This is a genomic window from Microbacterium ginsengisoli, assembly GCF_000956535.1.
GTDB lineage: Bacteria > Actinomycetota > Actinomycetes > Actinomycetales > Microbacteriaceae > Microbacterium > Microbacterium ginsengisoli.
In genome coordinates this window covers 1-13,469 of sequence record NZ_JYIY01000041.1, presented here as the reverse complement: position 1 = coordinate 13,469, position 13,469 = coordinate 1, and the positions used below count along the sequence as shown (strand labels likewise).

Sequence of the window (13,469 nt, the reverse complement as noted above, 5' to 3'; positions counted from 1 at the left end):
GCTCCGGGGGGGCGATGGTGCGCTGACCGGCCGTCGGCCGACGCGGGAGCGAGCGCCCCGGCGCCGGCCGCCGTGCCGGCCTCAGCCCGCGACCGGTTCGGATGCCGCGGCCGCCGCGAGCCGCACAGTGAGGGCGTCGAGCCACCCGCCCACGCTCTCGCGGGCCGTAGGAGTGTCGGGGTAGCGGCAGCGCAGGTGCAGCCCGGTCTCGTTCGCGATGAACCAGATCATCACGTTGTCGGTCGGCAGCACCGCCGACACGTACTGCGGCTCGAGGGCCGGATCGATGCGCGCCGGCATCCGGCGCATGTCGAGCCAGGAGATCGCGAACATCCCGGGCGCGGGCGGCACGTGGCCGAACCGGTCGAAGATCGGGGCGAGCGGGTAGGCGCCGAGCCGTACGGCCTCGTCGATCGCGGCCGCCGCGGCGGCCGGCTCCGGGTCGGTCACCTCGAGCACCGCGTTGGTGATGTACCAGCCGACCGAGTCGCGCCACCGGGCCTCGCCGCGGGAGTGCACCGGGAAGACCGCGCGCAGCGGCGCATCCGCCAGGTCGCGGAACAGGCGTGCGAGCTCCGAGACGGCGAGGGCGATGACCCGGATGCCGCGCGCCCGCGCCCGTTCCTCGAGGGAGCGCAGCTGCACCCCGTCGATCACGTCGCGCACCTCGACGATGGCCTCGACCGGAGCGCTCACGTCGCCGAGCGGGAGCGGGAACACCGGCATCCGCCCGCCGCCCGCGCGCAGGATCTCGTTCCATCGCTCGGTGATCTCGGGCGGGGTGTCGGGCATCGCCGCGAGCGCGCGGGTGTGGTCGGCGAACGGGGCGGCGGGAGCGGCATCCGTCGTCTCGCCCTCGAGCGCCGCGCGCACGTCGTGCGCGAGGATCAGCAGCGACCACATGTCGACGTGGGAGTGGTCGCTCGCGAGCACGACGACCGGGCGCGCGTCGGCCGCGCCGGCCTCGGGCTCGACGACCGCGAGCAGGTACGACGGCGCCGCGAACGGGCGGCACTCCGCGTCGAGCAGACCGCGCAGCGCGTCACGGGTCGTGCCGGGCGCGTCGTGGGTGCGCCAGGTGCCGCCGTTGACGGATGCCTCGTTCAGCCGTACCCGTCCGGCATCGAGCGAGAACACCGTGCGCAGCGTGCCGTGACGCGCGATGGTGCGCTGCCAGGCGTCGGCGAGGGCGTCGCGATCGGCGGCGACGGGAAGGCGGAACGCGACGGCCATCCACGATCCCGGGCGGTCGCCGTGGCCCACGTGCCGGCCCTGGTCGAACGACACCGGCACCTCGCGCGACGGATCGATCGTCGCCCGCACGGCGTAGCTGTGCAGGGTGCCCTGCGGGAGGGCCATCTGGGCGACGGTGGTGAGGCGCATGGCGTCGTAGTGTAGGGGTCACACGTTTCGCGAAAAGAACGCAGGAGGCGTCGTGCCGGCTTTCCAGGTGCGCGGAGCGATTCTCGACTACGACGTCACCGGAACCACGGGTCCCCTGGTGGTGCAGCTGCACGGTTTGACGTCCAGTCGCGAACGCGACGGCCAGCTCGGACTCAACCTCGCCCGCGCGCTGCGCGGACATCGGATCCTGCGTTTCGACGCTCGCGGACACGGGCTGTCGACGGGCACGCCGGTCGAAGCGGACTACGGCTGGAACCGTCTCGCCGACGACCTGCTGGCGCTGCTCGACCACGTCGCACCGGGTGAGACCGTGCACGGCATCGGTCCGTCGATGGGAACCGGCACCCTGCTGCACGCGGCCGTCGCCGCACCTGAGCGGTTCCGTTCGCTCACCCTCGTCACCCCGCCGACCGCGTGGAAGAGCCGTATCGCGCAGCGCGAGACGTATCTGGCGAACGCCGAGATGGTCGAGCACGGCGGCATCGCCGCGTTCGTGCAGCACGGGTCGACGGCACCGGTGCCGCCCGCGCTCGCCGACGCGCCCGCGACGAGCATCACGATCCCCGAGGACCTCCTCCCCACCGTCATGCGCGGGGCGGCGGCGACCGACTTCCCGAAGAAGAAGGCGATCGCGAAGGTCGAGGTGCCGACGCTCATCCTCGCGTGGAGCGGCGACCGCACGCATCCGCTCAAGACAGCGAACCTGCTGCACGAGCTGCTTGGTCACAGCCGGGTCGTCGTCGCGCGCACGCCCTACGGCGTGATGGCCTGGCCGGGCCTGTTCGCCGAGTTCGTCACGATGGTCGAGCAGAGCGAGGCCGCGTGAGCGAGCGGATGCCGCCCCTCGAGGTGCGACCGATCGAGACCACCGACGAGGTGTTCGCGGCGGCCGCGCTGCTGCGCCGCGTCTGGGGCGGAGATCAGGACGCCGTGCCGACCAACCTCATGACCGCGCTCGCGCACGGCGGCAACTACGTGTTCGCCGCGTACGAGGGCGACGAGATGGTCGCGGCGTCCATCGCGTTCTTCTCGGCGCCCGCCCTCAGCGCGCTGCACTCGCACGTCACCGGCGTCGCACCGGGCTTGCGGGGCCGCGGCCTCGGCCGCCAGCTCAAAGAGCACCAGCGCGCCTGGGCGGCAGAACGCGGCATCGCGCGCATCACCTGGACGTACGACCCTCTCGTCGCCCGCAACGCGCACTTCAACCTCACGCGCCTCGGCGCCCGCGCCACCGAGTACCTCGTCGACTTCTACGGGCCGATGAACGACGGCATCAACCGGGGCGACGCGACCGATCGGGTGTTCGTCGAGTGGGATGTCGCCGGTCCCCCCGCCCCGGCTCCCGCCGACGACGAGGTGATCGCGACGGTGCCGGTGCCCTCCGACATCGAGGCGCTGCGCGCGGCCGGCGACCCGGATGCCGCGGCCTGGCGGCTGCGGGTGCGCGATGCGCTCGTCGGGCACCTGGCGGCCGGCCACCGCATCGGCGGCTTCGCCGCCGGCCGCGGCTACCTCATCGTGCGCTGACGGCCGCGGACGGGCCCGGTGCGCCCGACGCATCCGTCCCATCAGGCGTTCCGGCCTGCCCGGGGCGGGCGTTCCTGCGCGGCGCGCGGGCATGGCCGAAAGCCGCGCACACCTGGCCGTCGCTGCACGCCGGGTGGGGTGCGGCATCCGTCAGGATGAGCACATGACCGCCGCATCCCGCCGCATCGTCGACCTGTCGCATCCGATCCGCGCCGGACTCGTCACCTACCCGGGCCTGCCGGCCCCGACGATCACCTCGCACCTCACCCGCGAGGACTCGCGGGCGCGCTACGCGCCGGGCACCGAGTTCGCGATGGACATCATCACGATGATCGGCAACACCGGCACCTACCTCGACTCGCCCTACCACCGCTACGCCCAGGGCCCCGATCTCGCCGGTCTCGACCTCGCGACGCTCGTGGGCCTGCGGGCCGAGGTCTTCTCGCTCACCGACGCCTGGACGCCCGGGGCGCGCGGCATCGGTGTCGACGCGCTCGCCGGTCGCGACCTGCGCGGTGCGGCCGTGCTGCTGCACACCGGCTGGGACCGCCACTTCGGCACTCCCGCCTACGGCGCGGGCGCGCCGTTCTTGACCGGCGAGGCCGCCGAGTGGCTCATCGCCGAGGGCGTGACGCTCGTCGGCATCGACTCGCTCAACATCGACGACACCGAGTCGGGCGGGGAACGTCCGACGCACTCGGCGCTGCTCGCCGCGGGCGTGCACGTCGTCGAGCATCTGACGAGGCTCGGGGATGTCCCGGCGTCCGGTGCGCGCTTCACCGCCGCGCCGCCGGCGGTCGAGGGCTTCGGCACCTTCCCGGTGCGCGCGTTCGCCGAGATCGACTGACGCGCTGGACACCGGGCGGCCGCCGGCGGAGCATGACGGGATGGTCCCTGCAGACAGCACTCCCTACCGCCGCGACGACGGCGAGCTGCTCGGGTGGATCCGTCCCCTCGGTGATGCCTGGGTCGCCGTCGACCTGCTGGGGCGCGCGGTATCCGGCGCACAGGACTGGCTCGACGCCGAAGACGCTCTCGAGGCCGGAGGGCTGGCGTGGCTGGCCGAGCCGTGGGTGCTCGCGCGCGGCGGCGTCGATCTGCGTGTGCGCCTGGTGGAGATCACCCCTGACGCCGGCCGGGTCGTCGTGAAGACCGACGACTTCGGTGCGATCGATGCGCCGCACGAGGTCATCGTCCTGCCGTGGCCGGCGCCCGAGTCGCTGCGGCCGTGGCGGGTGGGAGACCCCGACGGTCGCGAGCTGTTCGCCTGAGGGGAGCGCCGCTACGACACCGTCGGGGGCGCGTACGCGAGCTGCGCGGTGAGGTGTCCGCGCTCGCGGCTCACGATCTGTGCGCGTCCCGGGATGGATGCCGCGGGCTTCACCCGCCCGATCAGTGCGCCCTCCTCGGGGTTGCCGCTGAGCAGGATGCCTGTCGTGCCGAGGTCGGTGAACCGCTGGATGATCGGGTCGTAGGCGGCCCGACTCGCCCCGCCCGCGCGGCGCGTGAGGATGACGTGCAGACCGAGGTCGCCCGCCTGCGCGAGCAGCGGCTGCAGCACCGCGAGCGGGTTGCCGTGACTCGTGGCGACGAGGTCGTAGTCGTCGACAAGGATGAAGCCTTCGGCGCCCGTCCACCACGACCGCTGCCGCAACTGTTCGGGCGACACGTCGGGGCCCGGGATGCGGCCGGCGAAGAACGCGGCGAGCTCGCTGAGGCCGCCCGTCGCCATCTCGTGCGAGGTCAGGTAGGCGCCGAGGTAGTCAGACGGGATCTCCCCGAGAAGCGACCGGCGGTAGTCGACGACGAAGATCTTCGCCTCGCTGGCGCTGTAGTGGCGCGTGATCTCCTGCACGATGCCCCGCAGGAACGACGACTTGCCCGACCCGGCATCGCCGTAGAGGAAGAGGTGCGGCTCCACGGCAGGATCGATGCCGAACGAGGCGAGCTGTGCTTCGTCAATGCCGAGCAGGAACCGGCGCGAGGAGGGGTCGGATGCCGCGCGCACCGCGTCGAGCGTGATGCGCTCGGGCAGCAGGCGCAGCTTCGGCCCGGCGGGGCCGCGCCAGGCGGCGGCGGTCTGGGCGACGAGGTCGCTGACCCCGCCCGCGAGCCGGGCGGGGTCACCGTCGCCGTCGACGCGGGGGAGCGCCGTGAGCACGTGGAGCCGGTTCTGCGCGAGCCCGTGTCCCGGGCGTCCGGCGGTCACGTTGAGGGCCTGCTTGCGGTCGATCTCGGAGTCGGTCGGGTCGCCGAGCCTCAGCTCTACGCGGGTCTGGATGAGGTCCTTCAGGCTCGCGCGGATCTCGAGCCATCGGTTGGCGGTGACGACGACGTGCACTCCGAAGCTGAGACCGCGGGCGGCGATCGCCTGGATCCGGGGTTCGAGCGGCTCGTATTCGGTACGCAGCGTCGCCCATCCGTCGACGATGAGGAAGACGTCGCCGTATCCGTCGTCGACGAGCCCCGCACCACGGCGCTGTCGGTAGGTGTCGATGGAGTCGATCGCGTGCTGGCGGAAGAACTGCTCCCGAGCATCGATGATCTGCTCGATCTCGGCGACGGTCCGTCGCACCGCCTCCTCTTCGGTGCGGGTCGCGAGCCCCGCCACGTGCGGATGCCTCTGCAGGCCTGTGAACGTTCCGCCGCCGAAGTCGAGCACGTAGAACTGCACCTCCAGGGGCGTGCGTGTGAGGGCGACGGCGGTGAGAAGGGTGCGCGCGACGGTGGACTTTCCGCTCAGGGGGCCGCCGACGATCGCCACGTGGCCGGCGGCCCCGCCGAGAGCGACCACGAGGTTTTCGCGGCGCTGTTCGAGGGGGACGTCGACGATCCCGAGCGGCACGACGAGCGACCCGGCCGCGCGCCAGCCCGGCGAGACGAGCCCGAGCTGCGGGTCCGCGACGAGATCGGGCATGAGCTGGTCGAGCGTGGCGGGCACCTCGAGCGGGGGCAGCCACACCTGGTGCGCGGCGGGGCCGCGACCGCTCATGCGCTCGACCGCGATCTGGAAGGTCGAACGTTCTTCGACCTCCACGACCGGCTCGGATGTCTCCGCCACCGCGGGGGTCGCGGCATCCGTGTGCTGCGCGACCGCCGTGAACAGTTCGATCTCGGCATTGCCGGCGATGCCGTCGCCGGCGTCGACGCTGCGGCGGGAGCGCGATGTCTTCGGGGGCCCGGACACATAGGCCGCGCGGAACTGCACGAGGTTCTCGGTGTCGGCCTTGAGGTATCCCACTCCGGGCTCCTGGGGGAGCGTATACGCGTCGGGAACGCCGAGCACGCTGCGGGATTCGGCGGCGGAGAAGGTGCGCAGACCGATGCGGTAGGAGAGGTAGGTGTCGAGACCGCGCAGCTTGCCCTCCTCGAGTCGCTGTGACGCGAGCAGCAGATGCACCTGCAACGAGCGACCGACGCGGCCGATGTTGATGAAGCTGTCGACGAACTCGGGTTTGGCCGACAGCAGCTCACTGAACTCGTCGGCGACGATCAGCAGCGCGGGGAGCGGTTCGAGGTCGCTGCGGCCGTTCTTGCGCGCCTTCTCGTAGTCGCTGACGTTGGCGAAGTTCCCGGCGGAGCGCAGCAGTTCCTGCCGCCGCACCACCTCGCCCTGCAGGGCATCCTGGAAGCGGTCGACCAGAGCGAGCTCTTGACCGAGGTTGGTGATGATCGCCGAGACATGCGGCATCCCGGCCATGCCGGCGAAGGTCGCGCCGCCCTTGAAGTCGACGAGCACGAAGTTGAGCTGCTCGGGGGAGTGGGTGAGGGCGAGCGCGAGCACGAGGGTGCGCAGCACCTCCGACTTCCCGGAGCCGGTGGCGCCGATGAGCACACCGTGGGGTCCCATGCCCTGCTGCGCGGCTTCCTTCAGGTCGAGCACGAGGGCGGCGCCCGAGGTGTCCTGTCCGATCGGCACCCGCAGCCGGTCGCGTTCGAGACGGGGAAGCCACGTGCGATCGACGTCGATGTCACGCACGTCGGGTAGAGCGAGCAGCTCGACGAGCTCTCGCTGAGCACTGCCGGTCTCGCCGGTGGACGCCGTCGGCTGGGAGTGCAGCGGCAGCAGTCGCCGGGCGGTCGCCTCGGCTTCGACGATCGTCACGGTATCGGGCGTGAAGGGCACGGCTGCGCGACCGAGGTGGATGAGCTCGCTGACCGTGCGCCCCTCGGTCGGCAGGGCGATGCGCAGGGTGCCGCGGTCGTCGAGGTCGCTCCACCGTTCGGGGAGTTCGAGTACCGTGACGCCGGCCATGCCCTCGCCGCCGACGATCGGATGCCCCGCGGGCAGCCGTACCCCGTCGACGAGGATCACGATGTGCGGGCTCGTGCGGGTGTCGCGGCCGAATCGCGGACGCTCGCGCAGACCCGCCGGAAGCAGGTCCTCGAGAGTGTCGAGATCGGACGCGATCAGGCGTGCGGGCCCGACGCGATCCTCTACCCGCACCGATTGCGCGTGCGGCAGCCACTTCGCCCATTCCCAGTGGGGCAGTTGCGAGGGCCCGGCGAGAACGGCGATCTGGAGGGTGTCGGGGTCGTGGAGGGCGGCGAGGCCGATGACCATCGATCGCGCGAGCGCCCGCACGGCGTCTTCGTCGGAGCCGATGATCTCGGTGCGGGCGTCGTCCCCGAGGTCCACGGCGAGCGGCAGCGCGGGCTGGATCTCGTGGGTGAGCATGAACCGGTGCGCCGCGCTCGCGGCGACCGGGTCGAGTTGAGCGAGCGAAGGGAGCTCGGGCGCCTCGAGTGTGATGCACAGCGGCTGATCGGACACTCCCACACGGGTGCGGAGGAAGGCGTCGTCTGTCCCGGCCCGTTCCCAGACGCGGGTGCGCTCCTCGGCGAGGAACGGGAGCGCGGCGGGGGCCGGGTGGATCCAGTTCCCGTGCCGGCGTTGCTGGCGGGCCGCGCTGCGCACGGTATCCCGCAGCTCCGAGAGGTAGGCGAGGTACTCGCGCCGGTTGGCGAGCACCTGCGCGGCTCGCTGCGAGCGCTGCCGCCACCCGTTCACGGCGACGAAGCCGAGCGACGACAGCAGAAACATGCCTCCGGTGATGAAGCCGGTCGGCCCGGCGTTGGAGATCGTCACCATCACGATCGCGCCGACCGAACCGATCATCGGGAGCAGTGAGGTGAGGATGCCCCCGGCCCCGTCGGCGGGGACGAGCTCGGGAGGAGGTTGCACGAGGATCTTGCCGCTGGGCACGCGCGGAGGTGCGAGTCGCGGTGTTCCGCTCATCCGGGTGCTCCCTCGGTGCGTCTCGGGCCCTACCGGCTGTGTGACCGGGCGGCGGGGCTGGCTGTCAGTGGTGGCGGGGCGTCGCCCGGTCAGGCGCGTCCGCCCGCTCCGGCGCCCTCCGAGCGCGGACCCAGGTCGACGTCCTCCTCGAGCTTCGGTGCGACCGGGCCGCCCAGGCCGCGGCCGCCGCGCTTCCCGCCGCCGTTCGCCGAGCCCGGGGCGCCGCCGCCCAGCATGCCGCCCGCGGCGCCGCTGCGCGTCCCCGACGTTTCGGTGGGGGCGGCCGTGGCCGCTCCGGCACCCGACGAGCGGGCGCCGCCGAGAAGTCCTCCGGAACCGCTGCGGGCGTCGGCGCCCAGGCCGCCCGACCCGCTGGAGGAGGCCGCCCTCCTGCCCCCGGCGAACGCTCCCGCGCCCGGGGTCGCGTCGGCCGTGGCCACCGCGGTGAGGCCCGCACCGGCGTACCGCGCGCCGGCTCCGAGCATCGCGGCACCGGCGATTCCGGCGCCCGCCCCGAACCCGCCGGGGGTGGCCGGAGTGAGAGTCGACGCGCCTCCCTGCAGTCCCGTGCCGGCTCCGCTCCCTATGACCGTTCCCGGGGCGAAGCTCGTTCCCCCGGAGCCGAGCGGACCGTCCGGTGTCAGCACGATGTCGTTTCCCCCGGTCCAGCTGCCGTCGCCGGTCTGCACGGTGTGGTCGGTCACACCGGGCACCGTGGCCGCTGTGGGAACGGGCGGTGCGGTGACGGTGTTCGCGGTGTGCGTCGTCGATGTGCGCGCCGGCGGCGTCGCCGGCGTGTCTGTCCCATCGGGTGCCGTGTCGAGGGTGAATCGGCTGAAGCCGTCAGCGGACAGCAGTGGGAACCGGGGTTGATCGGACATCGATGCCGTGATGCCGCTCGACGCAGCGGTCACGGCCTTGTGCGCGGCGGCCTCGCGCTGGGAGCTCATCCACTGATTGATCTGGTCGACCGCGAACGGCCCGGCGATGACCGAGATCGGCCCGAGGGGGAGGGTCAGTCCCGTCGCCGCCCCACGCACGAGCGCCTCCTGGGTTCCGTCGAGAGATCCGTTCGGGAGCGCGGCGAGCGCGGAGCGGGCGGACTCCCGAACGGCATTCGCCTGCGTGATGGCGGCCTGGAAGACGCCGATCGCCGCGGTGAGCTGGTCGATGGCCGTCGCCGATGTGCGGAGCGTCTCTGACGCGGCGAGGGACGCCTGTCCGGTCAGTCCGTTGTCGTCCGACGCCGCCCGGAGCACCGTGGCGAGGTCGGGGAGGAGGCTCTGCAGCTGCGGCAGGTTCGCCTGCGACCAGTCGCCGACCTGAGCGAGCTGGATGAGTCGTTGTTCGTAAGGCCCGGGGTTGCTCATCCTGCATCCTTCCGTTGAGGACTTCGTGCGCGTGTTCGACGGATGACGAGCACCGTCGTCACGGCGAGGCCCGCGACCACGAGCAGGCCCACCGCGCCGAGAGCGATCGGAACGCCCCCGCTCGACTCGGGGGAGGCGACGGTGCCCGCACCGGAGGGCACCGGACTCGGCGTCGCGGAGGACGTGGAGGCGCCGCCGCTGCGGGCGTCTGCGAACTGCTGCGCCGTGGGGAGGCCCGACGACTTCCCCATGAGGGGATTGGTGTCGGGATAGGACGCGGGGTCGGCGGTCAGCATGCCCGCGAGGAGTGCGCCGCCGTATCCGTACCCCTGTGCGACAGCGAGGTTTCCGTTCGTCGTCCCGCTTGCGTGGTGGATGAGCGACTGGATGAGTTGATTCCCGGTCGCCGACGGATACTTCTCTTTCGCCAACGCGAGCATTCCCGCCACCAGCGGCGTCGCGAGCGATGATCCCGAGGAGGTCCCTGCGATCCAGCTGCCGTCGCTCGCCCCGGCGGGGGTCGAGATATCGACACCGGGGGCCGCCACGGTGACGTCGTCGTTGATGACGGGAGTGCGGGCGGGGTTCTCCAGAAGGCTCCCGGTCGAGGAGATCGCCGACACGGCGACGACGCCGTTCGCGTCCCACGGATAGGTCGACGCGGACCCGTTCGCGTTCGGAGTGCCCGCCACGATCACGACGCCGGCGGCGAGGGCGCGGGCGATCGCCGAGTAGTACTCGGCGGGGACGGCGGGCCCACCGGTCGAGATGCTGATGATCTCCGCGCCGTTGCGCACCGCTTCGTCGATGAGGGCGCCGTAGAGGTCGGTGCGCTGACCGTCGACCGTCTGCACCCCGCACGCAGGGTCGGTCGAGTTCAGCGGCGCCACGTAGTAGTCGATGGTGGCCTTCGGAGCGATGCCCCGGATCTCCCCGGGGCCGGCGCCTGTGCCCACCAGGAGCGACGCCACGGAGGTGCCATGACCGGAGTCCTCGGTGTACGTGGTCGTGGTCGCCGCGGAGCCGTCGCACGCCGGCCCGTGGGTGACGATGTCCGCGCCCACGAGTGCGGGGAACTCGGTGTTCACCGGTCCGTCGATGACCGCGATGGTGACGCCGGAGCCGTCGATGCCCGACGAGTGGAGCTGCGCGAGGTTGTACTTGGCATACCACCAGTTGCCATCGGTCGTCGCCGCGGCCGACGCGGCGGAGGGCACGAGCGCGAGCGCGGTCGCGGCGACGAACGCCGTCGCCGCCGCGATGCGCGGTGCGGCGAACCTCACGATCCGTCGACCCAGGCGCTCGCCACGGCGGCGCCGTCGGTCTGCGCGGCTCCCGCGGGTGGCGGCGGTGCCGAGGCGGTGGACGGTGCGGCCGCGACGTCGATGGCGTGCTCGAGCATCCCCGCTGTCAGTGCAGAGAGGTCATCGGATGCCACGAGACGCTGGGCGGCCGCCTTCAACGCGTCGGAGTGCTCGGTGATGACGGTCTGAATGCCGGTCACGGAGTCGGCCAGCGTCGATGCGTTGCGTGCGAGCCAGGCGTAGAACGTCGCTTCGGCCGCTTCCGTCGAGTGCCCGTCGACGTGCGTCAGCTCTTCGGACGTCGGCAGCTGCGCCGACTGGATGAGCAGTTTCTCGGCCTGGTTCTGCACGGCCTCGAAGTTCACACCGAGCCACGACATGTCAGCGCCTCCCCCTCTTGGATCGGATCAATTCTTGTGGAGGCGCTCGTCGACGATGTGCGCACCGAGGAATCGGTGGATAAGTCGCGCGGTGGCGGCCGCGCCGCGGCATCCGCTCAGTCGGAGTCGCCGAGGAGACGACTCACCGTGAAGACGCGGTCGCCGAGTCGCACCCGGACGCCGTCCTCCACCTGCGTGCGCGCCCCCGGCAGCACGGGCGTGGCGTGCCCCTCTTCATCGAGGAGGTCCGTGCCGTTGGTCGATCCGGCATCGGTGATCCAGGTGCCCGCGCGGGTGTGCTCGAGGCGTGCGTGCGTCTTCGAGACGGTGCCGTCGGGGTCGCGCACGACGACCAGCTCGTCTCCTGGAGCCGTCGGCTCGGGCCGGCGCCCCAGGTTCACGGCGACCGGCACCGGAAGCTGCGCGCGCTGTCCGGTGTCGAACGCGAGCAGGAGCTCGCCCGATGACGGATCTGCCGCGGGTTCGTCGGTCTCCCACGGGACGACACCCCGCCGACGCGGACCGGGCTGTCCCGTCGATCCGCCGCTGTCGCCCCCCGTGACCTCGCCCGGCAGCGTATCGACCACCGGCGTCGGTGCGGCGGAGATCACCCCGCCCACCCGCGGAGTCGAGGTGATGAGGACGGGCGCGGCATCCGGCCGACGGATGACCGGCGCGATCGCCGCTCTCCCGGCGATGCCCTCCCCTCGCTGCGTCCTCACCGCGGGGGCCGGCAGCACCGTGGCCCCGTTGTCGGGCGTGCCCATGACGACGTCGGCCTCGTGACGGCGAGGCACCGCGACGACGACGGTCTGCGCCGCGCGATCAGCCCAGGAGCGTCGGCGAGGCCCGCGGTCCCACGCCGCCGACGCCTCGACCAGCCACGCTCCGACGCCGAGCACCGCAGCACCCATCGCCGAGATGAGGCCGCGCACGAACGCCCGTCCCACCCCCGGCGAGAACGGAGCGTCCGCCCTCGTCACGCGCAGCCGGAGCAGCGCCTTCCCGATACTCGTCCCCGTGCGTCCCTGCACCACCCACAGGGCGACCAGCGCCTCGAGGGTCGCGAGCACTGCGAGGAGGACGGATGCCGAGGCGACTCCGACGACCGTGGCGATCGCCGCCACGGCGGCCATGTCGATCGTGAACGCGGCGACCCGTGCGCCGACACCGGCCACGGCGCCCAGATGCGTCGACCGCGACGCCGCGGTGTCCCGTCCCGTGCCGACGGCCCCGCTCGGCGGCGACCCCCCGCTCATGCGCCCATCATTCCACGCAGCAGGTCGATGGCGTCGGCGGCCATCAGGCCGGCCGGGAGCGCCAGGGCGATCGCGAGCCACTCGATGACGTCTCCCGTCCGCGACCACGCCAATGACCGCGCACCCCGGGCGATGGGGATCGCCGCGAGACCCGCGAGCACGCCCGCCGCCAGCAGCACGACCGCCGAGACGGCGAGCACATCGGCGTCGAACGCGCCGATGATCCCGGCGACGGCGGTACCGATGACGACCGTCGCGGCGAGCCGCGGCATCCACATCGTCACGGGCGACAGGGCGCGGCGGGATCCGAGCAGGAGGGCGGCGGCGGCACAGATCGCGAGCGCCACGCGGCCCGCGAACACGAGTGGATCGGTGAAGGGAAAGCCGGGCAGCGCGATGGGGGCGGTGGCCGCGGCGATCAGCGAGAGCGTTGCGGTGCCCGCCACGAGCCGAGCCGAGGATCGCACGGCGACTTCGGCGGCGGTCGACGCGGAGATGGGGCCGCCGGGCTCGGGATAGGTCTGCCGCACCGACCAGCGCGTCGTCTGGAATCGCGGATAGTCGATGAACATGCCCGGAGACACGTCGAGAAGAGTCGCGACCAGCAGGCGGCGCGCCACGGGGACGAGCCCGAGCGAGACGGCGGCGGGTGCGGACACGGGAAGATCGAGCATCACCGCCGCGCCCCAGACCAGCGCGAACGGCAGCAGCACCACGGCGGTCACGCCGAGCTCGGCGCGGAAGGTGGCGGTCGAGGCGACGAGTCCGAGCAGCCCTGCGAGCGCCGCGGCGCATCCGAGACCGGTGAACACCGCCAGCGACGCGGATGCCGCGGGCATCTCCGGGATCGCGACCGCGCCGCCGGCGAACGCGAGCGCGAGCGGCCCCCACGCGCTCCCCGCGCCCGTCGCGCGCGGGGACGCCCGCGTCGCCCAGGGCACCGAGGACGCGATCGCCGCGGCGAGCGCGTCCTCGGTGCCCTGGGC

11 protein-coding genes are annotated in these 13,469 nt (G+C 72.6%); 4 read left to right on the top strand and 7 right to left on the bottom strand.

Features of this window, described 5'->3' with window-relative positions; genetic code table 11:
- Positions 1–81: 81 nt before the first annotated feature.
- Entirely contained in the window at positions 82–1,383 is a 1,302-nt protein-coding gene (locus tag RR49_RS01020; RefSeq protein WP_048809470.1) for an Acyltransferase papA3, read from the bottom strand.
- 52 nt (positions 1,384–1,435) lie between these two features.
- On the opposite strand from RR49_RS01020, the gene RR49_RS01015 reads away from it, so the two are divergent.
- From RR49_RS01015 to RR49_RS01000, 4 genes are all read left to right on the top strand, one after another.
- Complete coding sequence (locus RR49_RS01015) at positions 1,436–2,230, top strand: alpha/beta fold hydrolase (protein ID WP_045245939.1); 795 nt, start codon at positions 1,436–1,438, stop codon at positions 2,228–2,230.
- Positions 2,227–2,931, top strand: coding sequence for a GNAT family N-acetyltransferase (locus tag RR49_RS01010; protein WP_342666952.1), 705 nt, complete (start codon positions 2,227–2,229; stop codon positions 2,929–2,931). The genes RR49_RS01015 and RR49_RS01010 overlap by 4 nt, the downstream gene beginning before the upstream one ends.
- Before the next feature lie 163 nt (positions 2,932–3,094).
- Positions 3,095–3,778 carry a cyclase family protein gene (locus tag RR49_RS01005; protein ID WP_045245936.1) on the top strand — a complete coding sequence of 228 codons (684 nt, stop codon included), beginning with the start codon at positions 3,095–3,097 and terminating at the stop codon, positions 3,776–3,778.
- A gap of 40 nt (positions 3,779–3,818) precedes the next feature.
- On the top strand, positions 3,819–4,202 hold the full coding sequence (locus RR49_RS01000; RefSeq protein ID WP_045245935.1) for a hypothetical protein: 384 nt from the start codon (positions 3,819–3,821) through the stop codon (positions 4,200–4,202).
- Between the two features lie 11 nt (positions 4,203–4,213).
- Here the strand turns inward: RR49_RS01000 and RR49_RS00995 are convergent, their stop codons facing one another.
- From RR49_RS00995 to RR49_RS15760, 6 genes are all read right to left on the bottom strand, one after another.
- Positions 4,214–8,170 (bottom strand): type VII secretion protein EccC, encoded by a 3,957-nt coding sequence (locus tag RR49_RS00995; RefSeq protein WP_045245934.1) that lies wholly within the window; start codon positions 8,168–8,170, stop codon positions 4,214–4,216.
- 89 nt (positions 8,171–8,259) lie between these two features.
- Positions 8,260–9,540: a hypothetical protein gene (locus RR49_RS00990; RefSeq protein WP_045245932.1), complete on the bottom strand. Its 1,281-nt coding sequence runs from the start codon at positions 9,538–9,540 to the stop codon at positions 8,260–8,262.
- Positions 9,537–10,823 (bottom strand): S8 family peptidase, encoded by a 1,287-nt coding sequence (locus RR49_RS00985; RefSeq protein ID WP_045245930.1) that lies wholly within the window; start codon positions 10,821–10,823, stop codon positions 9,537–9,539. The genes RR49_RS00990 and RR49_RS00985 overlap by 4 nt, the downstream gene beginning before the upstream one ends.
- Complete coding sequence (locus RR49_RS00980) at positions 10,820–11,224, bottom strand: hypothetical protein (RefSeq protein ID WP_045245928.1); 405 nt, start codon at positions 11,222–11,224, stop codon at positions 10,820–10,822. Before RR49_RS00980 ends, RR49_RS00985 begins: the two co-directional genes overlap by 4 nt.
- Before the next feature lie 116 nt (positions 11,225–11,340).
- Positions 11,341–12,483 carry an RDD family protein gene (locus tag RR49_RS15565; protein ID WP_048809469.1) on the bottom strand — a complete coding sequence of 381 codons (1,143 nt, stop codon included), beginning with the start codon at positions 12,481–12,483 and terminating at the stop codon, positions 11,341–11,343.
- On the bottom strand, positions 12,480–13,469 hold a 990-nt coding region (locus tag RR49_RS15760), incomplete at its 5' end, for a hypothetical protein (protein ID WP_045245922.1). The genes RR49_RS15760 and RR49_RS15565, both read right to left, overlap by 4 nt.

Excerpts from the sequence above, each read along its gene's own strand:
- RR49_RS00990 (WP_045245932.1), bottom strand. The coding sequence starts at position 9,540 with ATGAGCAACCCCGGGCCTTACGAACAACGACTCATCCAGCTCGCTCAG.
- RR49_RS01005 (WP_045245936.1), top strand. The coding sequence starts at position 3,095 with ATGACCGCCGCATCCCGCCGCATCGTCGACCTGTCGCATCCGATCCGC.
- RR49_RS01020 (WP_048809470.1), bottom strand. The coding sequence starts at position 1,383 with ATGCGCCTCACCACCGTCGCCCAGATGGCCCTCCCGCAGGGCACCCTG.
- RR49_RS15565 (WP_048809469.1), bottom strand. The coding sequence starts at position 12,483 with ATGAGCGGGGGGTCGCCGCCGAGCGGGGCCGTCGGCACGGGACGGGAC.
- RR49_RS00980 (WP_045245928.1), bottom strand. The coding sequence starts at position 11,224 with ATGTCGTGGCTCGGTGTGAACTTCGAGGCCGTGCAGAACCAGGCCGAG.
- RR49_RS00995 (WP_045245934.1), bottom strand. The coding sequence starts at position 8,170 with ATGAGCGGAACACCGCGACTCGCACCTCCGCGCGTGCCCAGCGGCAAG.
- RR49_RS01000 (WP_045245935.1), top strand. The coding sequence starts at position 3,819 with ATGGTCCCTGCAGACAGCACTCCCTACCGCCGCGACGACGGCGAGCTG.